The sequence below is a fragment of the Clostridium sp. JS66 genome, from assembly GCF_033561535.1.
Classification (GTDB): Bacteria; Bacillota; Clostridia; order Clostridiales; family Clostridiaceae; genus Clostridium_AM; species Clostridium_AM carboxidivorans.
This window is the reverse complement of sequence record NZ_CP131467.1, coordinates 6,029,414-6,051,029: the sequence shown is the minus strand read 5'-3', so window position 1 is coordinate 6,051,029 and position 21,616 is coordinate 6,029,414. Positions and strand designations below refer to the sequence as shown.

Genomic DNA, 21,616 nt, shown 5'->3' with positions numbered 1-21,616 from the left:
TTTTTACTTTGTTTTGGAAGGGTGGGATATTTATGTTTAGAAATTTTAGATCTACATGGGTAGAGGTTGACTTGGATAACCTTACATATAACATGAAAAATATTAGAAAAAAATCAAAAAGTAAGGAGCTAATAGGTGTTGTAAAAGCTGATGCTTATGGTCATGGTGCTTTAGAGGTAGCCCCAGTACTTTTAGAAAATGGTGCTACAAGACTAGCTGTAGCGGTATTAAGTGAAGGCATTGAACTGAGGAAGAGTGGAATTTCCTGTCATATAATGATATTGGGACTTACACCAAATACACTAATTGATGATTTATTAGAGTATGATATAGAGCCTGCAGTAACTTCTTATGAGTATGCTAGTGAATTATCTAAAGCAGCACAAGCTAAAGATAAAGTTGCAAAGATACATGTGGCAGTAGATACCGGTATGGGTAGAATTGGATTTTTGCCTAATGAAGATAGCATAGAAGAGGTATGCAAAATAAGCAAACTTCCTAATATTGAAATAGAAAGTTTATTCTCACATTTTTGTACTGCTGATGAATTGGACAAGGATTATTCTCATAAACAGTTTGAAAAGTATAATTACTTCTGTGAAAAGCTGCAAGAAAAAGGCGTAAAAATAAATATGAGAGATATAGCTAATAGTGCGGCAATAATGGAATTACCAGAAACACATTATGAAGGAGCAAGACCTGGAATAATACTTTATGGATATTACCCATCAACAGAAGTTGATAAGAAAATGTTAGATATAAAACCAGTTATGACATGGAAAGCAGATATAATGCACATAAAAACTCTTGAAAAGGGTGAATATATAGGATATGGAAGAAAATTTAGAACTGAAAGAAAGAGTGTTATTGCTACATTGTCAGTAGGGTATGCAGATGGATATACTAGAATGCTATCTGGAAAAGCAAAAGTCATAATTAATGGAAAGTTTGCACCAGTAGTAGGAAACATATGTATGGATCAATGCATGATAGATATTACTGAAATAGAGGATGTAAAAGTAGGAGACGAAGTAATACTTATGGGAAGTGATGGAACACTTAAATTTGATGCTGATGACATGGCACCAATGTTAGGAACCATTAATTATGAACTATTGTGCATGATAAGTAAAAGGGTTCCTAGAGTTTATATTAAAAATGGAAAAATTATAAAGGTTAGAAACTATATATAACTTGAAATAGTTTTTCACAAGACAGTAAAGGAAAGTTTCCTTTACTGTCTGACAATAATTATAAATTCCACAAAAATTACATATATTTAAATTAAGTGTGTAGTCTCTATGAAAATTTTAATTATGCTTGCTAAAATATTCAGTAACTATTTGTTTATCATTTATGTAAGTTAAATAATTAATAGCCATGCGGATAAAAAATTATTTTTTTATAATATATTAAATATATTTATATTTGGGCATAATACTTTATAGGGATATATATTAAATCGCTTTTTATTAATTTATACGTAGTACATATTAAATTAAAATTGTATGTTTATAATACATAATAGTACAATATATTTGCAATAATAAGAGATTATTTGTAAAAAATACAAGTAGAAAAATGGGGAAAATGCAGATAATTTCTTTGACACGTTAATGGTTTTAGGACTATAATTTATATGTATATATTTCGCTTAAGTTAATAGGAGGTATTGATTTTTATATGTCAAATTCAAAGAGATTAGTGGTAAACCTCTCAGAAACACTCTACAATGAATTGAATAAAGTACTTCAAGAAGATTGCAAAAAAAGCAGTGAATTAATTCGAGAAGCTATCATATTATATATTAAAGAGAAAAAGAGATCAAATATATCAGCAATGGAAAAAGGTTATAAGGAGATGGCACAACTTAATCTAGAATTTGCAGAAATGGGCTTTGCAAATGACATGAAAGATTTTAAAGAATATGAAGCAAAGCTTTCGGAGAGTGATTTAGCTGATGACAACAATAGTAAAAAGAGGAGATATATTTTATGCTGATTTAAGCCCTGTAGTGGGGTCAGAACAAGGAGGAATAAGACCAGTAATCATTATTCAAAATGATGTTGGTAATAAATACAGTCCTACGGTAATAGTAGCAGCAATTACTTCCCAGATAAATAAGGCAAAACTTCCAACTCATGTGGAAATTTCATCGGAAGCCTATGGACTTAATAAAGATTCGGTAGTATTGCTTGAACAGATAAGAACTCTAGATAAAAGAAGATTGAAAGAAAAAATAGGTCATATGACAGATATAGATATGAAAAAAGTAGATGATGCACTTTTAGTAAGTGTGGGCTTGTGATAAGCTTAAAATAGGGATTTTAAATCCCTATTTTTTTGTGTATATAAAAATTAGGTTTTGTGATAAAATAATAGGTAGATTGCAATTGTTTGCTTATTAGGAGGTTGAGATTGTGAAAAAAAATATAGAAGAACTTAAAAAAGTAGCTCAGCAAGTTAGAAAAGATATTGTAATGATGCTAACTGAATCAGGTTCAGGACATCCAGGAGGTTCTTTATCTGCAGTAGAAGTTTTAACTACATTATATTTCAATGAAATGAATGTAAATCCTGAAGATGCAAGAAATTCAAATAGGGATAGATTTGTCCTTTCTAAAGGCCATGCTGCACCTGTATTATACAGTACGCTTGCAAGAAAAGGATATTTTGATGTAGCAGAATTAAAAAAGCTTAGAAAGCTTGGATCAATTCTTCAAGGTCATCCTAACATGAATGAAGTACCAGGGGTAGATATGTCTACAGGATCATTAGGCCAGGGAATATCTGCAGCAGTTGGTATGGCTATAGCTGGAAAATTGGATAAAAAGGATTACAGAGTATATACATTACTTGGAGATGGAGAACTAGAAGAAGGAGAAGTTTGGGAAGCATCAATGGCAGCAGCTCAATATAAGCTAGATAATCTTACTGCTTTTGTTGATTATAATGGACTTCAGATAGATGGACCATGTAAAGATGTAATGTCAGCAGAACCTATTGCTGATAAATTTGTAGCTTTTGGATGGAATGTATTAGAAGTAGATGGACATAGTTTTGAAGAATTAATTGATGCTATAGAAAAAGCTAAAACTGTAAAAGAAAAGCCAACAATGATAGTATGTAAAACTATAAAAGGTAAAGGTGTATCCTTTATGGAAAATCAAGTAGGCTGGCATGGAAATGCTCCAAGCATGGAACAATGTGAGCAGGCTTTAAAGGAAATTGGAGGTGAAGAATAATGTCTAATAAAATAGCAACAAGAGAAGCTTACGGAAAAGCTTTAGCAAAAATAGGCCAGGAAAATGAAAATATAGTTGTACTTGATGCAGATTTATCAAAATCAACTAAAACTGCAGAATTTAAAAAAGTTTGTCCTGAAAGATTTATAAATATGGGAATTGCAGAAGGTAACATGATGGCAGTAGCAGCTGGAATGTCAACTTGTGGAAAAATACCGTTTGTAAGCAGTTTTGCTATGTTTGCTGCAGGAAGAGCTTTTGAACAGATAAGAAATTCTATATGCTATCCAAAATTAAATGTAAAAATATGTGCAACTCATGCAGGAATAACAGTTGGAGAAGATGGAGCATCTCACCAATCTGTGGAGGATATTTCATTAATGAGAAGTGTACCTAATATGACAGTAATATGCCCAAGTGATGCAGTAGAAACAGAAGCTGTAATTAAAGCTGTAAGTGAACTTAAAGGACCTTGCTATGTTAGACTTGGAAGATCAGGTGTTCCAGTTATAAATGATAGACCTGATTATAAATTTGAGCTAGGAAAAGCTGTAACATTGCGAGAAGGAAAAGAAGCAACTATAATTGCTACAGGTATAATGGTAGATGCAGCATTAGAAGCATATAATACTCTTTCAGAAGAGGGAATAAAGGTTAAAATTGTGAACATACATACAATAAAACCTATAGATAAAGATGCTATAATAAATTCAGCAAGAGAAACAGGAGTTGTAATAACTGCTGAAGAGCATAGTATAATAGGTGGATTAGGTTCTGCTGTATGCGAAGTGCTAAGTGAAAATCTTCCTACACCAGTAGTAAGAGTAGGAATAAAAGATACTTTTGGAGAAAGTGGAAAGCCTGCAGAGCTTTTAAAAGCTTATGGATTAACTTCAGACGATATAGTAAAAGCAGTTAAAAAAGGATTAAGCTTGAAATAAAACATTATGTAAGTGGTGGTATTTATTAGAAATGCCACCATTTTTAATTTAAATAAATTAAAATTTGAGGATTAGCTTGCCATAAATGTATCATTTTATTAACAAAAAATTAGCATAATAGTTTTTTATTTAATGTCGTATTATGTTATAATATTTTTAGCAATGCAGAAAAGCTATGTAAACTTAATATGCATGTAAGGAGATGTTTAAATGATAGAGTTTAATAATGTAAGCAAAGTTTATAATAATAATATATTTGCCTTGTCCAATGTGAATGTAAATATAGAAAAAGGGGAATTTGTATTTTTAGTAGGACCAAGTGGAGCAGGAAAATCTACCTTTATAAAAATTTTGCTAAAAGAAGTTGACGTAACTAGTGGAAACATAATAGTAAATAATACAGATATAACAAATTTAAAGAGAAAGTCAATACCATACTATAGAAGAAAAATAGGAGTAGTTTTTCAGGATTTTAGATTAATTCCTACATTAAATGTTTATGAAAATGTGGCATTTGCAATGAGAGTAGTAGAAGCACCTTTAAAAGAGATAAGAAAAAAGGTACCAGTAGTTTTATCTCTTGTGGGACTAGCTAATAAATATAAGGCTTTTCCACATGAGTTATCAGGAGGAGAACAGCAAAGAATATCATTAGCAAGAGCTATAGTGAATAGTCCATCAATATTAATTGCTGATGAACCTACAGGAAACTTGGATCCTGAAACTTCAATGGATATTATGCAAACTTTAAATGATATAAGTCGTGCAGGAACTACTGTTGTTATGGCGACTCATGCCAAAGATATAGTAGATAGTATGAGAAAAAGGGTTATAGCCATAGAAAAAGGAGTTATAGTAAGAGACGAGAAAAGGGGTGCATACGGATATGAGGATTAGTACAATTAAGTTTTCTATAGTAGATGCTTTAAAAAGCTTAAAGAGAAACAAAACCATAAGTAGTGCAGCAGCAGCAACTGTTGCAGCAACTCTTTTCATATTGGGAGTTTTCTGGCTTACTATACAAAATGTTAATCAAGGAATACTTGAAGTAGAGTCGAGAGTAGAAGTAAAAGTTATATTGAAAGATAATATAACTATGTTACAGCAAAGGGATATAGAAAAGAAGATAAAAGATGTAGACGGAGTAGAAGATGTTAGCTATGAAACTAAAGCTCAAGCTATAGAAAAATTCAGAAAGCAATTAGGAGAACAAAATAAAGGATTATTGGATGGATTAGATAAGGACAATCCTATGCCTAATTCATACATAATAAAGGTTCAAAAGCCAGAAGTAGTATCTAATGTTGTAAGCGGAATAAAAGGTATGCCAGGGATAGATGAAATAAAAGATGGTAGAGATATTGTAAATAAGATTATAACAATAACAAAAACTATAAAATGGGTTGGAAGTGTAATGTTTGTAATATTAATGGGAGTTTCATTATTCCTAATAGGAAATACTATAAAGCTTACAGTATATTCAAGAAGAAGAGAAATAGGTATAATGAAATATATAGGAGCTACAGATTGGTTTATAAGATGGCCATTTATAATTGAAGGTATGATGATTGGAGTTGTAGGCGGTATAGTAGCAGATATAATTTTATATTATGCTTATAGAATGGCTTATGCAAAAGTTTCATCAGGATTAGTTATGATTCAATTAGTTGAACCTCAATATGTTTTAATTAATATTCTTGGCTTATTTATATTAGTAGGTATGATTATAGGAGCAGCAGGCAGTATTTCTTCTATAAGAAAGTTTTTAGATGTTTAGTAAGCATGCAGTTTAATACTGCATGCTAATTTTTTATAAATACTTGTGCAAATTTATTTTTTTTAATGTTATAATTATTTAAGATTTATATAAATAATATAGGTATATAAGCTTTAAATCAAAGAGGTGGAAGAATTGAATAAGAAGAAGTGGATATCACTAACCATAGTAGCTGTACTTGTAACAAATACAATTACTTTATTTGGAACAAAATCATATATTGAAAATAATAGTAACGTAGGTAAGTTTTATAAATTATTTCAAGTGGAAGGTGCATTGTATAAGTATTATGATGGTAATATAAATGAATCAGATTTAGTAGAAGGAGCTATTAAGGGAATGACAGATGCACTAAAAGATCCTTATACAGTATTTATGAATAAGAAAGAATTTGATGAATTTAATACTCAAACAGAGGGAAACTATAGCGGTGTAGGATTACAAGTTCAAGCTAAGGACGATAAAATTATTATAGCTGATATATTTGAAGATTCGCCAGCTAAAAAAGCAGGATTACTTCCTAAAGATGAAATAGAAAAAGTAAATAATACTGATGTAACAGGAAAAGATCTTGATAGAGCAGTTACTTTAATGAAGGGCAAAGAAGGAACAGAAGTTACCTTAACTATGAATAGAGCAGGCAAAGGCGTTTTTGATGTAAAGTTAAAGCGATCAAAAATAAATTTAGTTACAGTAAAAGGAGAAATGATAGATAAAAATGTAGGTTACATACAAATTTCTATGTTTGATGAAAATACAGCTAAGAATCTCCAAAGTAAACTAAAGGAGCTTCAAGGAAAAGGAATGAAATCACTTATAATAGATTTAAGAGGAAATCCTGGTGGACTTTTAAATGAATGTGTAGATATGGTTTCTAACTTTTTACAAAAGGATAAAGTGATTGTTTCTACCATAGATAAATATAAGAATAAAAAAGAATATAAATCAAGTGGAGGAAATTTTGTAGGATTACCTCTTACAGTACTTACAAATGCTGGTTCAGCTAGTGCTTCTGAGATATTCTCAGGTGCTATAAGAGATTATAAAATTGGAACCTTGGTTGGTGAAAAAACTTTTGGAAAAGGTGTTGTTCAAACTATGCTGGATACAGGAGATGGAACTGCACTGAAGGTTACAGTTTCAAAATATTATACTCCAAATGGAGAGAATATACATCATGTTGGCATAAAGCCAGATGTACCAGTAACTTATCCAGAAGAACTTAGAAAGAAAGCCTATGATAGAAGTTCAGATCCTCAGTTTAACAAAGCACTTGAAATAGCAAAAACTAAAGTTAAATAGTGGATATTTGTTATTTTGATTAAAAATAAATATAAAGATATAATATATTTATGGATTTTAAGTTAGGCAGAAATTTCTGTCTAACTTCATTTATGGAGAGGGGAAAGTGGATTAATGAGTATTTTGTTATATACTTTAAAATCGGTAGCTTTTGCATTAACGGAACCATACTTAGTTGCGTTTTTGATTATTTTAGCTTTTGTACTTTATAGAAGAAACAAGAAAACTTCCATTATGCAAAAAATGATAATAGGAGAAAGAATAAATTCTCCTTTTGAGTTAACTATATCTCAAATTGTTATAGGTATTTTTGCAGGTACTATTGCTAGCATTATGATGTCTTATTTAGGTATTGTGTTCGATGAAAATTCAGCTGTAGATTTGGTATTTTTACTATCCATAGTTTTCATGTTTTTTAATCAGAGATTCATATGCTTTTCTTATTCTGGATCAGTTCTTGGAATTATGAGTATAGTACTAGGTTTCCTTTCAGTTGGTCTAAAAATGCCTAATTTAGATATTTTGAAAATAGATATAGTAGCTCTTATGAGTATGGTTGCAGTATTGCATTTTATAGAAGGATTTTTAATAATTTTAGATGGTGATACAGGATATATACCTGTATTTACAAATAGGAGTGGTAGGATAATAGGAGGTTTTGCACTTCAAAGATATTGGACACTTCCAGTAGCAATGTTTTTTATTTTGCACAGTGTGTCTAATACGGGATTATCATGGCAGATACCTACACCAAATTGGTGGCCTCTAGTAAATAATTCCATGCCTTCAAATGTATTGAAAAATGCGTTAGTAGCGTTAATTCCTTTTTATGGGATTATAGGCTATAACAGCATAACTTTTACAAGAGGTAAGAAGGAAAAAACTTTAATGTCTGGAGGATTAACTATAATATACAGTTTAGCTTTATTTGGATTAGCACAATTGGCTGCTTTAAATATATTTTTAAAAATTTTAGTACTTGTATTTGCACCAGTTGCTCATGAAGGAATGATAATTTTTCAAAGACGATTAGAATTAAAAGGTACTCCCAAATATACAAGTGACGAAGAAGGAATTATGGTTTTGGAAGTTGCACCTAATTCTCCTGCTAACGAAATGGGAATTTCTACAGGGGATTTGTTAGTAGAAATTAACAGCGAAAAAGTGGAGAATGAAGAAAAAATAAGTGAAATTATTAGAGAAACTTCAAATTTTATTTGGTTTAAAGTAAAAAAGGTTACTGGAAAGTTTGAAGAGGTAAGCTATAACAAAATGAATACTTCAAAAAGATTGGGAATAGTATTTGTACCAAAAGGAGTTCCAAAGGATAGTATGGTAGTGAAGTTTGATGAGAACAAGTTTGCGGAGATATTACAGAAAATCAAAAATAAGGATAGGGATGAATAGAGAATGAAAGAATTTAAAATACATTCAAAATTTAAGCCTACAGGAGATCAACCACAAGCTATAGATAGTATAGTAAAAAGTATAAATGATAAAGAGAAATTTCAAACCCTTTTAGGAGTTACAGGATCAGGTAAAACTTTTACTATGGCAAATATAATTGAGCGTGTTAAAAAACCAACTTTAGTTTTAGCTCATAATAAAACCTTGGCAGCTCAGTTATGTTCAGAGTTTAGAGAATTTTTTCCGGAGAATTGCGTAGAGTATTTTGTATCTTACTATGATTATTATCAACCTGAAGCCTATGTTGCTCAAACGGATACTTATATAGAAAAAGATGCATCTATAAATGATGAGATAGATAAGCTAAGACATTCAGCTACTTCTGCTTTGTTAGAGCGGACAGATGTAGTTGTAGTAGCATCAGTATCATGTATATATGGCTTAGGAAATCCGGAAGAATATAAAAAACTTACTTTATCTTTAAGAGAAGGAATGACTAAAGATAGAGATGAAGTTCTAAAAAAACTTGTAGAAATACAGTATGAAAGAAATGAAATAAATTTTGTAAGAGGTACATTTAGGGTAAAAGGAGATGTACTTGACATATTTCCAGCCTCATCCAGTGGAAAAGCTATAAGAATAGAATTTTTTGGTGATGAAATAGATAGAATAAAAGAATTTGATGCATTAACGGGTGAAACTATAGGAACTAGAAAGCATGTGTCTATATTCCCTGCATCCCATTTTGCCACTTCTAGGGAAAGACTGGAAACAGCTATAAAAAGTATAGAATCAGAATTAGAAGAAAGAGTAAGAGAACTCACATCTCAAGATAAGCTTTTAGAAGCTCAAAGATTAAAGCAGAGAACAAATTTTGATATAGAGATGATGAGAGAAGTAGGATATTGCAGTGGTATTGAAAATTATTCAAGGATATTGGATGGGAGAGCAAAAGGAACTCCTCCTCAAACACTTATAGATTACTTCCCTGAAGATTATTTACTTTTTATAGATGAAAGTCATGTTACCATGCCTCAAGTAAAAGCTATGTATGCTGGAGACAGGTCAAGAAAACAATCTTTGGTTGAATATGGATTCAGATTACCTTCAGCATTTGATAATAGACCACTTACATTTAATGAATTTGAAGGTAAGTTAAATCAAGTAGTTTTTGTAAGTGCAACCCCTGCAAATTATGAATTAGAACATTCTACAAATGTGGCAGAACAAATAATAAGACCTACAGGACTATTGGACCCTGAAATTGAAGTTAAACCTATTAAAGGACAGATAGATGATTTATATAAAAATATAGTAGAAACTATAAAAAGGGGATATAGAATTCTTGTAACAACTCTTACAAAAAAAATGGCAGAGGATTTATCAGATTACTTTAAAGAAATGGATATTAAGGCTAATTATTTGCACTCTGGTATAGATACTATACAAAGAATGGAAATAATAAGAGATTTGAGAAAGGGTCAATTTGATGTCTTAATCGGAATAAATCTTTTAAGAGAAGGTCTTGATATACCTGAAGTTGCTTTAGTAGCTATACTTGATGCTGATAAAGAAGGCTTTTTAAGGTCTGAACGTTCTTTAATTCAAACAATAGGAAGAGCTGCAAGAAATTCAGAAAGTAAGGTTATTATGTATGCAGACAGAATAACCGATTCTATGGGTAAAGCAATATCAGAAACTAATAGAAGAAGAGAAATACAAATGGAGTATAATGAAAAACACAATATAATGCCTAAAACCATTAAGAAAGAAATTAGAGAAGTAATTGAAGCTACTAAGGTTTCAGAAGAAAAAGCGCAATATGATAGTTTAGAAGAAGCTATGGAAGCTAATAATGAAAATATAGATTTATTAATTTCAAAATATGAAAAAGAAATGAAACAAGCGGCCAAGGAGCTTCAGTTTGAATTGGCAGCTGATTTAAGAGATAAAATACTAAAATTAAAAAAACAAAAAAAGAAAAACTAATGACCGATAGAAAAAAGCATCTTGGGATATATTGTACTACAAGAAAATGAGGAGTGTAAACAAAAGTAATGAAGGATAAAATAGTAATAAAGGGTGCAAAGGTTCATAATTTAAAGAATGTGGATTTGGAAATTCCAAGAGATAAGTTAATTGTATTTACAGGATTATCTGGTTCGGGAAAATCATCTTTAGCTTTTGATACTTTGTATGCAGAAGGACAAAGACGATATGTTGAATCATTATCAGCTTATGCAAGACAATTTTTAGGACAGATGAATAAACCAGATGTGGAATATATAGAAGGATTATCCCCAGCAATATCTATAGATCAGAAGACAACAAGCAGAAATCCACGTTCTACTGTGGGAACTGTTACTGAAATATATGATTATTTAAGACTTTTATATGCAAAGGTAGGAATACCTCATTGTCCTAAGTGTGGAAAAGAAATAAAGCAGCAAACAGTAGATCAAATGGTAGACAGAATAATGTCTATGGAGGAAAGAACAAAAATTCAGGTATTGGCGCCTGTAATAAAGGGAAGAAAAGGTGAACATGTAAAAGTATTAGAAAATGTGAGAAAAAATGGTTTCGTAAGAGCAAGAATAGATGGTAATATTGTAGAATTAGAAGAAGAAGATGTTAAACTTCAGAAAAATATAAAACACACTATTGAAGTGGTAATAGATAGGTTAATTATTAAAGAGGATATAAGAAGTAGATTAGCTGATTCCATTGAAACTGCACTGAAATTATCAGAAGGTGTTGTTATTATAAATGTTATTGGAGAAAAAGATATTCTGTTCAGTGAAAAATTTGCTTGTGTGGATTGTGGTATAAGCATAGGAGAAATAGCACCTAGAACATTTTCTTTTAATTCACCTTTTGGAAAATGTGAATGTTGTGATGGATTGGGTACTCTTATGGAAATAGATGAAGATTTAGTAGTATCTGACAAGAGTAAAAGTATTGCAGATGGAGCCATTGAAACCATGGGCAGTGGAAGCTTAAAGGAAGATTCATGGACATTTAGTATATTAAAGGCACTTGCTAAAGAATATAAATTTTCATTAAATACACCAGTAGAAAAACTAGATCCAGAAATAATGAACGTTATATTTTATGGTACCAAAGGAAGAAAAATAAAGGGAAAATATAGAAGTGAAAATGGATTAATGGAATTTGACCATGCTTTTGAAGGTTTTATTAATAATTTAAAGAGAAGGTATTTAGAAACTAATTCTGATTATATAAAAAGCCAGATTGAAGCATATATGAGTGATGCACCTTGTTCTAAATGCGGCGGAACTAGGCTTAAAAGTGAAGCTTTAGCCGTTACTGTTGGAGAAAAGAATATAGCTCAATTTTGTGAAATGTCAATTAAGGATGAACTAAAATTTTTAGATGAACTTAAGCTATCTGAAAAAAACAAAATAATTAGTGAGCAAATATTAAAGGAAATAAAGGGAAGACTAAAATTTTTAATAGATGTAGGCCTTGATTACTTAAATTTGTCCAGAATGGCAGGAACACTATCAGGAGGAGAATCTCAAAGAATAAGGCTTGCAACTCAAGTTGGGTCAGGTTTAGTTGGAGTATTGTATATTCTTGATGAACCAAGTATAGGACTTCATCAAAGAGATAATGATAGATTAATTAGTACTCTAAAACATCTAAGGGATTTAGGTAATACATTAGTAGTAGTAGAACATGATGAAGATACAATGAAGGAAGCAGATTTTATTGTGGATATAGGTCCAGGAGCAGGAGAACATGGTGGAGAAATAATAGAAGCAGGAACTATTGATAAAATAATTAATAATGAAAAGTCTATAACTGGACAGTATTTAAGTGGAAAAAAGAAAATAGTTGTTCCTGAAAGTAGGCGTTCTGGTAATGAAAAATGTATAATAGTAAAAGGTGCTAAACAAAATAATTTAAAAAATATAGATGTAAAATTTCCATTAGGAATTTTTACTTGTGTTACAGGAGTTTCAGGATCAGGAAAAAGTACATTAGTTAATGAAATACTATATAAAGGACTTCATAAGAAAATAAATAACGCTAAAGATAACCCTGGAATTCATAAGGATATAAGTGGAGTAGAAAATATAGATAAAATTATAAATATAGATCAAAGTCCTATAGGAAGGACACCAAGATCTAATCCTGCCACATATACTGGGGTATTTGACATTATAAGAGAGGTTTTTGCTAGTACTTCAGAATCTAAAATGCGTGGGTATAAACCAGGTAGATTTAGCTTTAATGTTAAAGGTGGAAGATGCGAAGCCTGCAGCGGTGATGGAATAATAAAGATAGAAATGCAGTTTTTGTCTGATGTTTATGTACCGTGTGATGTTTGTAAAGGAAAGAGGTATAATAGGGAAACTTTACAAGTAAAATATAAAGGGAAAAATATTGATGATATTTTAAATATGACAGTAGAGGAAGCATTGCAGTTCTTTGAAAATATACCTAGAATAAAAAACAAACTACAAACCCTTATGGATGTAGGACTTGGCTATGTAAGGTTGGGTCAACCATCTACTCAGCTATCAGGAGGAGAAGCTCAAAGAATAAAACTGGCATATGAGCTATCTAAAAGAAGCACTGGAAAAACATTGTACATTTTAGATGAGCCCACTACTGGACTTCATATAGATGATGTAAGTAAACTAATAAGTATACTTCAGAGAATTGTGGATACAGGAAATACAGTGATTGTTATAGAGCACAACTTGGATGTTATAAAATGTGCAGATTATATTATAGATCTTGGTCCAGAAGGTGGAGAAAAGGGTGGAGAAGTTATTTTTACTGGAAAACCGGAACAAATAGTAGAAAACCAAAGGTCTTATACAGGACAATATTTGAAAAAGATGTTATAATTTAATAAGACTAGCAGCTAATCTACCCTAATGCTAGTCTTTTAATGTGTAAAAGGTGTTATTGTATAAGGTTATCAAAAAGTATGAGTACAAGAAGGTGATTATATGGATCTGAATAAGTTAAGCTTAGTTTTTAAAATTATAATAATAGCTATAGTCTATATCATAATTTCTTTAGCTCTTAGAATAATGTATAAAGATATAAAGGGTGGAGATAAGAAAAATACAAGAAGACACAGAAAGTCTTTGGGGTTAGAAATTATTAATGCTGGTAACAATTCCAATTTAAGAAAGGGTGCTGTTATACCTATTCATGGAGAAGTAAATATAGGAAGAAAGAGTGGAAATTTTATTGTATTGGACGACCCATATGCATCAGGATATCATGCAAGAATATTTTTAAAAAATAACGATTGTATATTAGAAGATTTAAATAGTACAAATGGTACGCTATTAAATGGAAACAGAGTAAATGGCAGAAAGTATTTAAATTCTGGTGATGAAATTGTAATAGGAAACACATCATTTAAAGTAATAGGATAGAAATTAGATTTTTAATTAAAAATTGGTGGTGAGTGAATTTGGATACTAGTAGAGATGAAAAAAAGCTCTTAAGATACACATATCTTTTATGCCTGGTGTGTTTTGCTAATTTGGCCATACTTAAACAGCCACTAGATAAGAATGCTATGGTTATGGCTGTAGTTACATGTTTGCTTATAGGATATTCTTATTTTATAATAAGAAAGTTTTTTTCCGATGGAGATAAATATATATTTATATTTTCGAGTATATTATCTGTTATAGGCATTGTTATGATATATAGGTTGAATATGGCTAGTTCCATAAAGCAAATTATATGGTTTGCTATAGGAGTAACAGGTTTTATATTGATAGTTGTAGTACTTCCAGACCTAAGAAGATTTAGTAAATATAAGTACATATTTTTAGTAATTACTTTAGTATTTATGGGTGTTGCTACATTGTTTGGTAGGGAAGTTAATGGTTCTAAGAACTGGATTTTTGTAGGAAGTTATGGCTTTCAACCTTCGGAATTTGGTAAGCTATTTTTAGTTGGATATTTGGCCTCTGCTCTAAAAGACTATAAAGATTTTAAAAATCTTATAGAGCCAGGCATAGTAGTAATGGTATGCTTAGGGTTTATGGTGCTGCAAAAAGATTTAGGATCTGCACTTATATTTTTTGGAATATCTGTAACTATGCTGTATATAGCTACATCTAAATTTAAATATATAATTGCATGCTTTGCTTTATCGAGCATAGGAGCTGTGGCAAGTTATAAGCTTTTTGATCATGTAAGAACAAGAGTGTTAATATGGCAAAATCCTTGGCCATATGCCACAAACAAAAGTTATCAGGTAGTACAATCTATGTTTTCTATTGCCTCAGGAGGACTTACAGGGTCAGGACTTGGGCTTGGACATCCAGAATATGTTCCTGTTAACACTACAGATTTTATATTTGCAGCTTTGTGTGAGGAATTAGGTATACTTATAGGATTTGCAATAATAATACTATATTTCTTACTTTTTTACAGGTGTATGAGGGCAGCAGTGTATGAAGAAGATAATTTTTCAAGACTTTTAGCAGTAGGATATGCTGCCATGATTGCATCTCAAGTTTTAGTTATAGTAGGGGGAGTAATGAATGCAATTCCTCTTACAGGTATAACATTACCTTTAGTAAGCTATGGAGGAAGTTCTATGCTTATTACGTTTTTTTCTTTGGGTATAATTCAAAAGATATCAGAAGAGGGTAGGTAGATTATGAATGATATATCAAATAACATAAAAAAAGTTCTTATGATTTTCTTGATATGTTTTATAGGATTAATTTCATATATAACTTATTTTGAAATGGTTGAAGGACCTAAAATAGTAAATTACACAAATAATAGAAGGCTGTGGGTTAAGAGAAATGAAGTTTTAAGAGGAACTATTTATGATAGAAATGGCAAACCTTTAACAAAAAGCTCTAGAGTTAATCAGGAAACCCAAAAGAGAGAGTATACAGGTGGGGAAATATTTGCTCATGCATTAGGATATGTGGATATAAAATATGGTATTACTGGCTTGGAAAAAAAATATGATAAAGAGCTAATGGATACTGATATTGAAGACAATATTAAAAGTTTGATAAAAAATAAAGGTAAAGAACAAGAAAAAATAGGTGATAACTTAAAAACCACCCTAGATTATGATGTCCAAAGTAAAGCTTATGACCTTTTAGGAGATAATAAAGGAGCTGTAGTAGCTCTAAATCCTAAAACTGGAGAAGTTTTGGCAATAGTTTCAAAGCCATCTTTTAATCCTAATAATTTACAAGAAATATGGCAATCTATAAATACTGATAAAAATAGACCTCTTTTAAATAGAGCTACAGCTGGACTATATCCTCCAGGTTCAACTTTTAAAACAGTTACAGCTGTAAGTGCATTAGAGAATATGCCAGGTGTCAGAAATAGAACATTTCAAGACAATGGAGAGTTGAGAATAAGTGATAAATATTCTCTTCATAATTTTGAAGGTGAGACATTCGGTAATATAGATTTCAAAAATGGTTATGTTCACTCAAGTAATGTAGTATTTGGTACATTGGGATTAGAGCTTGGAAATGATAAGTTAAAGGAAACAGCGGAAAAGTTTTACTTTAATAAAGACATACCAGCAGATGGAATACCAGTAGAGCAGAGTAAGTTTCCTACTTTAAAAAATTATGAAAAAGGAAGCATTGCTCAAACTGCTATTGGACAGAGCAGCGATTTAGCAAGTCCGCTCCAAATGGCATTAGTTTCATCTACTATAGCAAATGGTGGAATAATGATGAAACCTCAATTGGTAAAGGAAGTGCAAACAAGTAAAGGAGTACTTGTTAAGTCAATACAACCAGAATCATTAGGTCAAATTATATCTACAAGTACTGCAAATACAATGAGAGATTATATGAAATCTGTTGTACAAGAAGGAACTGGTTTAAATGCAGCTGTTGAAGGAGTGGATGTATGTGGTAAAACTGGAACGGCTGATCATCAAGTAGATGGAAAAGATGCTACACCACATTCTTGGTTTATAGGTTTTGCTCCTTATGATGATCCACAGATAGCAGTAGCAGTAATTGTAGAGGATGGAGGACAAGGTGGTAAGGCTGCAGCTGGAATAGCATCAGAAGTAATTAGAACAGCCTTAAAAAAGTAGAATGTAAAGGTGGTGCCTAGTGTTGAAAATTGAAGATATTGCTAAATCAAATAATGGAGATGCCATTGAAGTTTTAGGAATGGTAAATGACAAAAGAACAGGATATAAGAAGGACGGAAGCCCTTATATAATCATGATAATGCAAGATAATACAGGATCAATATCATTTCCAGTATGGGACCATTATGATAGGTTAAACAATTCAATGGAGGAAGGAAGCATTGTACATGTAAAAGGATTTGCAGGAAGTTTTAATGGTAATATGCAAATAAAAAATCCTGTAATACAAGTGCTTCAAGAAGATGTAAATTATTCAGATTTTGTGCCATTTTATGATGTACCTAAGGAACTTATTGAATACTTTATTAAAACTATAAATAAATTAGAAGATAAATATAAAAAGATAGCTGTAGCTGCTACTGGAGCCATGGGATACAACGAGGAAAGATGGAATGCATTTTTGAATTGTGTTGCAGCGGAAAAATTTCATGGTAACAAAAGAGGCGGACTTTTTATACACACTGTAGGTGTTATGAAGACTATGGAAAGTGTGCTTAATAATTATATAGATAATCCTTTTTATATGGATGCAAGTAAAGTAATAAATAAGGATAGACTTATACTAAAAGCTGTAATACATGATGTTATGAAAATAAAGGAATATCAATATAATGGTGTAATAAAAAGGAAACCTATAAAATTAGATCATATAGTAATGGGTGCAGCGTATGTATCAGAAATAAATAAAGAAGTAGGAAATGTTCTTTCGGAAGAAGAGTTAGATGATATATGTTATTCTATACTTTCACATCATGGTGAGTTTGGAAAGTTTGAACCTAAAGGGGTAGAAGATATACTTTTAAATATAGCAGATATAGTAGATAGCCAAATTGTAAATGCTATAGAAAATAAAATATAAGTACATTGAGATACAACTTTTCAGAGGACATTTGACAGAGGACAATGAAGGTTAGTTTTTGAAGCTTATTTTGCTAACGCAAAATAAGCTTTAAATTTATCAAAAAAGTATTGTGTAAAAATTTATCTTAAAGGTAAGTTTTTTGTGCGCAAATAGCGGAGTTCTACATGAATCTTCAATTTCATATTTTCCCGGGAAATTTTGTTGTAAAAAGTAAAATTATCACTGTTTTAATGATATAATATAGTCAATAATGGGGTTATTTAAATACCATAAAAATATATAAAAATTTGCTTTTATGGTATAAGGGGAGAAAATATGAAGGGGAAAACTCATGCTGGTCTTGGGGTAGTTACTTTTTTATCAGTTTATAACAGTTTACCAGGAAAATTTAACTATATTGGTATGATGGTAGTTATTTTGGCATCAGTTTTGCCGGATATAGACCATCCTAAAAGTATAATAAATAAATATATATTACCATTTAAAAATAAAGCAACAAAAGTTACTTTGTATATGTGTTTGGGTATAATAATTTTATGGTATGATTATTTATATACAAAGCAACCTGTATTCAAGGCATTAGGAGTTTCCTTTATGGTAATAGCTATGTCATCTCACAGAAATGGATTAACTCATAGTTTATCAGGTATGATTATATTTTCTTTTATAGCAGGTTATATAGGAAATATGTACAACATACATTATCTTGTTTACTATTTTATGATAGGTTATGGTATGCATTTGTTATGTGATATGGCAACTAATAGAGGAGTACCACTTTTATATCCTTTTAGAAACAAAAAAGTAAAGTTACCCATTACTTATAAAACTAATTCTAAAATGGGTAATTCTATAGAAGAATTACTTATGATATTTGGACTTATATTTATAATATATAAACTTCCACAAATTTTTATGAAGTGACCTTTGTAAAAATCAGGTAATATTTAACTATTTTAGGAGTGATTATGTGTTTGATTTTGAATACCATTTAAAGGTTTTACCAGATAAACCAGGTGTGTATTTAATGAAAAATAGCTTAGGTGAAATAATATATGTTGGTAAAGCAAAAGTTTTAAAGAATAGAGTAAAACAGTATTTTCAAAATTCACGAAACCATTCTGAAAAAGTAAAGGCAATGGTAAAAAATATTGCTGAATTTGAATATATAGTTACAGATTCTGAAATGGAAGCTTTAATTTTAGAGTGCAACCTAATAAAAAAGTATACACCAAGGTATAATATATTATTAAAAGATGACAAGCATTATCCTTTTATAAAAATTACGACTAATGAAGACTTTCCAAGAATATTTGTAACTAGAATTTTGGCTAAAGATGGTGGAAAGTACTTTGGGCCATATACAGATTCTTCTGCAGTCTATGAAACCATAGAACTTTTAAAGAAGATATTCCCTATTAGAACTTGTAGAAAATTGATAAAAGAGAGTAGTGAAAAGATAAGACCTTGTTTAAATTATCATATTGGATTATGTAAAGCACCTTGTGGTGGACATATAACTAAAAATGAATATAATAAAATGGTGGGGAATATTATAGAATTGTTATCTGGTAAAGATAAAGTTATAATAAATTCATTAACAAGTGATATGGAAGAAGCTTCAGAAAACTTGGAATTTGAAAAGGCAGCAGCATTAAGGGATAAAATTATGGCTGTTAGAAAAATTACAGAAAAACAAAAAATAATAACAGGAAATTTTGAAGATGAAGATTTTATTAATGTTTATAGTGATGAAAAGGACAGCTGTATTCAAGTGTTTTTCCTAAGGAATGGGAAAATAACAGGAAGAGAGCATTTTATAATAGAAAATACAGAAGGTACCAATAATGAAGAGATAGTTGCTGATTTTATAAAAGGATTTTATGGAGGAACTGCATATATACCTAAAACAATGTATGTTCCTGAAGTAGAAGATCAAATATTATTGGAACAGTGGTTAGCAATAAAAAGAGGATCTAAAGTAAATGTGAAAATACCTCAAAAAGGAAGTAAGAAGGATACCTTAAATTTAGTACAAAAGAATGCAAAAATGACTTTAGAGAATTTTAAATTGAAATTTATTCAGGATAGAAAGCTGTATGATGAATCATTAAAAGATTTATCTAGTATATTAAGATTAGAGGATATTGCTCATAGAATAGAAGCTTATGATATATCAAACATTCAAGGTGTAGATTCGGTAGGCACTATGGTAGTTTTTGAAGAAGGAAGACCTAAAAATAGTGATTATAGAAGGTTTAAGATAAATACAGTAAAGGGTGCTAATGATTATGAAAGCATGCGTGAAATTTTAACCAGAAGATTTCAGCATGGCTTGGATGAAATAGAAAAAATACAAAAAACAAAATTAGAATTAAGTGCAGGAAAGTTTTGTGTATTCCCTGATTTAATCCTTATGGATGGAGGAAAAGGTCAAGTTAATATAGCACTTGAAGTATTAAAAAAATTTGAGATAGATATACCTGTGTGTGGAATGGTTAAAGATGATAAGCATAATACAAGAGGAATTATATACAATAATGAAGAAATTTTGATAGATTCACATTCCAATGTTATGAAGCTTGTTACTAGAATACAAGATGAAGTCCATAGGTTTGCAATAACATATCATAGGAGCTTAAGAAATAAAAGAATTTTGCATTCAATATTGGAGGATATACCCAATGTGGGTGAAAAAAGAAGAAAGGAACTTTTAAAAAGTTTTGGAAGTATAGAAAATATAAAAGTTGCAAAATATGAAGAACTTATAAAGGTACCTTCTATTGATAGAAAGGCAGCAGAAAGTATAATAGAATACTTTAGGGGTAATGACAATTAAGATGTTTAAAGAAAATTATAAGCTTAATCAGATAAATCTTGATTAAGCATAATACATACATTATACTAAATATGATACATAATTTTAATTTTCAAGGAGAATATGTAATGAATAAATTTAAAAACTTTAGTACAAATTTAGCTAAAATATTAGATCCAAGAGATATAGAAATAGATGAACCTATGAAAAATCATACATCGTTTAAAGTAGGAGGACCAGTAGATATACTTGTTACTCCTGAAAATTTCAAACAGGTTGTAGATGTTATAGGCTTTTGTAAGGAAGAAAAAATACCATATTATATAGTAGGTAATGGATCAAATTTATTAGTAAAAGATGGTGGAATAAGAGGCGTAGTTATTAAGCTTTGCAAGTTAGATGCAGTAAGAGTAGAAGGCGACAGGATAATTGCTGAAAGTGGTGTAACTTTAAAAGAATTGTCAGACACTGCAATGGAAAATTGTTTAACAGGTTTTGAATTTGCATGTGGCATCCCAGGAAGTATTGGTGGAGCAGCTGCCATGAATGCTGGTGCATATAATGGTGAAATTGTAAATGTAATAGAAAGTGCTAAAATTATAGACAAAGACGGAAACATAAAAGAGTTAGATAAAGAAGCTTTAGAACTTGGATATAGAAGAAGTTCTATATTAAAGTATGGATATACAGTACTTGAAGTAACTCTTAAGCTAGATAAAGGGGATTGCAGTAAAATAAAGGGTAGAATAGATGATCTAAATAGAAGAAGAAGTGAAAAGCAACCATTAGAATATGCTTCAGCAGGTAGTACATTTAAAAGACCAGAAGGTTATTTCGCTGCAAAACTTATAGAGGATAGTGGATTAAAGGGTGTAAGTGTTGGTGATGCAGAAGTATCTAAAAAGCATTCTGGATTTATAATAAACAAGGGAAATGCTACAGCAAAGGACATTTTGGATTTGATATCTATTGTTCAAGAAAAAGTTAAAGAAAAATTTGATGTGGAACTTCTAACTGAAGTTAGAATATTAGGCGAGGAACAATAAAAGGTAATTTAGTTTTAAAAATGGGGAATTTAACAGTAAAATCTATGTTAAATTCTCCATTTT

The 21,616-nt window shown here is 30.5% G+C and carries 18 protein-coding genes; all 18 read left to right on the top strand.

Annotated features, from left to right (window positions below; all coding sequences use genetic code 11):
• Positions 1-32: 32 nt before the first annotated feature.
• The 18 genes from alr (at position 33) to murB (ending at position 21,553) form a co-directional block, all read left to right on the top strand.
• Complete coding sequence (gene alr / locus Q6H37_RS28015) at positions 33-1,193, top strand: alanine racemase (RefSeq protein WP_318738260.1); 1,161 nt, start codon at positions 33-35, stop codon at positions 1,191-1,193.
• Positions 1,194-1,683: 490 nt separating this feature from the next.
• On the top strand, positions 1,684-2,001 hold the full coding sequence (locus tag Q6H37_RS28010; RefSeq protein WP_318738258.1) for a CopG family transcriptional regulator: 318 nt from the start codon (positions 1,684-1,686) through the stop codon (positions 1,999-2,001).
• Positions 1,961-2,308: a type II toxin-antitoxin system PemK/MazF family toxin gene (locus Q6H37_RS28005; protein WP_007059241.1), complete on the top strand. Its 348-nt coding sequence runs from the start codon at positions 1,961-1,963 to the stop codon at positions 2,306-2,308. Before Q6H37_RS28010 ends, Q6H37_RS28005 begins: the two co-directional genes overlap by 41 nt.
• Positions 2,309-2,420: 112 nt before the next feature.
• On the top strand, positions 2,421-3,245 hold the full coding sequence (locus Q6H37_RS28000; RefSeq protein WP_318738255.1) for a transketolase: 825 nt from the start codon (positions 2,421-2,423) through the stop codon (positions 3,243-3,245).
• Entirely contained in the window at positions 3,245-4,186 is a 942-nt protein-coding gene (locus tag Q6H37_RS27995) for a transketolase family protein (protein ID WP_007059243.1), read from the top strand. The genes Q6H37_RS28000 and Q6H37_RS27995 overlap by 1 nt, the downstream gene beginning before the upstream one ends.
• A 210-nt stretch (positions 4,187-4,396) precedes the next feature.
• Positions 4,397-5,083 (top strand): cell division ATP-binding protein FtsE, encoded by a 687-nt coding sequence (ftsE, locus tag Q6H37_RS27990; RefSeq protein WP_318738252.1) that lies wholly within the window; start codon positions 4,397-4,399, stop codon positions 5,081-5,083.
• Positions 5,073-5,963: a permease-like cell division protein FtsX gene (gene ftsX, locus Q6H37_RS27985; RefSeq protein WP_318738250.1), complete on the top strand. Its 891-nt coding sequence runs from the start codon at positions 5,073-5,075 to the stop codon at positions 5,961-5,963. Before ftsE ends, ftsX begins: the two co-directional genes overlap by 11 nt.
• A gap of 135 nt (positions 5,964-6,098) precedes the next feature.
• Complete coding sequence (locus Q6H37_RS27980; RefSeq protein WP_318738248.1) at positions 6,099-7,265, top strand: S41 family peptidase; 1,167 nt, start codon at positions 6,099-6,101, stop codon at positions 7,263-7,265.
• 114 nt (positions 7,266-7,379) lie between these two features.
• Positions 7,380-8,672 carry a PDZ domain-containing protein gene (locus tag Q6H37_RS27975; RefSeq protein ID WP_318738247.1) on the top strand — a complete coding sequence of 431 codons (1,293 nt, stop codon included), beginning with the start codon at positions 7,380-7,382 and terminating at the stop codon, positions 8,670-8,672.
• 3 nt (positions 8,673-8,675) lie between these two features.
• Entirely contained in the window at positions 8,676-10,661 is a 1,986-nt protein-coding gene (gene uvrB, locus Q6H37_RS27970) for an excinuclease ABC subunit UvrB (RefSeq protein WP_318738245.1), read from the top strand.
• Positions 10,662-10,729: 68 nt separating this feature from the next.
• On the top strand, positions 10,730-13,552 hold the full coding sequence (gene uvrA / locus Q6H37_RS27965) for an excinuclease ABC subunit UvrA (RefSeq protein ID WP_318738243.1): 2,823 nt from the start codon (positions 10,730-10,732) through the stop codon (positions 13,550-13,552).
• A gap of 105 nt (positions 13,553-13,657) precedes the next feature.
• Complete coding sequence (locus Q6H37_RS27960; RefSeq protein ID WP_318738242.1) at positions 13,658-14,095, top strand: FHA domain-containing protein; 438 nt, start codon at positions 13,658-13,660, stop codon at positions 14,093-14,095.
• 38 nt (positions 14,096-14,133) lie between these two features.
• Positions 14,134-15,336, top strand: coding sequence for an FtsW/RodA/SpoVE family cell cycle protein (locus tag Q6H37_RS27955; protein ID WP_318738240.1), 1,203 nt, complete (start codon positions 14,134-14,136; stop codon positions 15,334-15,336).
• A 3-nt stretch (positions 15,337-15,339) separates the two neighbouring features.
• Complete coding sequence (locus Q6H37_RS27950; RefSeq protein ID WP_318738239.1) at positions 15,340-16,767, top strand: peptidoglycan D,D-transpeptidase FtsI family protein; 1,428 nt, start codon at positions 15,340-15,342, stop codon at positions 16,765-16,767.
• 22 nt (positions 16,768-16,789) lie between these two features.
• Positions 16,790-17,686 carry an OB-fold nucleic acid binding domain-containing protein gene (locus Q6H37_RS27945; protein ID WP_318743186.1) on the top strand — a complete coding sequence of 299 codons (897 nt, stop codon included), beginning with the start codon at positions 16,790-16,792 and terminating at the stop codon, positions 17,684-17,686.
• Positions 17,687-18,004: 318 nt separating this feature from the next.
• Positions 18,005-18,613: a metal-dependent hydrolase gene (locus Q6H37_RS27940; protein ID WP_318738238.1), complete on the top strand. Its 609-nt coding sequence runs from the start codon at positions 18,005-18,007 to the stop codon at positions 18,611-18,613.
• Between the two features lie 46 nt (positions 18,614-18,659).
• Entirely contained in the window at positions 18,660-20,528 is a 1,869-nt protein-coding gene (uvrC, locus tag Q6H37_RS27935) for an excinuclease ABC subunit UvrC (protein WP_318738236.1), read from the top strand.
• A 107-nt stretch (positions 20,529-20,635) separates the two neighbouring features.
• The gene (gene murB, locus Q6H37_RS27930) at positions 20,636-21,553 is read left to right on the top strand and encodes a UDP-N-acetylmuramate dehydrogenase (RefSeq protein WP_318738234.1); all 918 of its coding nucleotides are present in this window, start codon (positions 20,636-20,638) and stop codon (positions 21,551-21,553) included.
• Positions 21,554-21,616: the final 63 nt, after the last annotated feature.

Excerpts from the sequence above, each read along its gene's own strand:
- alr (WP_318738260.1), top strand. The coding sequence starts at position 33 with ATGTTTAGAAATTTTAGATCTACATGGGTAGAGGTTGACTTGGATAAC.
- Q6H37_RS28010 (WP_318738258.1), top strand. The coding sequence starts at position 1,684 with ATGTCAAATTCAAAGAGATTAGTGGTAAACCTCTCAGAAACACTCTAC.
- Q6H37_RS28005 (WP_007059241.1), top strand. The coding sequence starts at position 1,961 with ATGACAACAATAGTAAAAAGAGGAGATATATTTTATGCTGATTTAAGC.
- Q6H37_RS27995 (WP_007059243.1), top strand. The coding sequence starts at position 3,245 with ATGTCTAATAAAATAGCAACAAGAGAAGCTTACGGAAAAGCTTTAGCA.
- ftsE (WP_318738252.1), top strand. The coding sequence starts at position 4,397 with ATGATAGAGTTTAATAATGTAAGCAAAGTTTATAATAATAATATATTT.
- ftsX (WP_318738250.1), top strand. The coding sequence starts at position 5,073 with ATGAGGATTAGTACAATTAAGTTTTCTATAGTAGATGCTTTAAAAAGC.
- Q6H37_RS27975 (WP_318738247.1), top strand. The coding sequence starts at position 7,380 with ATGAGTATTTTGTTATATACTTTAAAATCGGTAGCTTTTGCATTAACG.
- uvrB (WP_318738245.1), top strand. The coding sequence starts at position 8,676 with ATGAAAGAATTTAAAATACATTCAAAATTTAAGCCTACAGGAGATCAA.
- uvrA (WP_318738243.1), top strand. The coding sequence starts at position 10,730 with ATGAAGGATAAAATAGTAATAAAGGGTGCAAAGGTTCATAATTTAAAG.
- Q6H37_RS27960 (WP_318738242.1), top strand. The coding sequence starts at position 13,658 with ATGGATCTGAATAAGTTAAGCTTAGTTTTTAAAATTATAATAATAGCT.
- Q6H37_RS27950 (WP_318738239.1), top strand. The coding sequence starts at position 15,340 with ATGAATGATATATCAAATAACATAAAAAAAGTTCTTATGATTTTCTTG.
- Q6H37_RS27940 (WP_318738238.1), top strand. The coding sequence starts at position 18,005 with ATGAAGGGGAAAACTCATGCTGGTCTTGGGGTAGTTACTTTTTTATCA.
- murB (WP_318738234.1), top strand. The coding sequence starts at position 20,636 with ATGAATAAATTTAAAAACTTTAGTACAAATTTAGCTAAAATATTAGAT.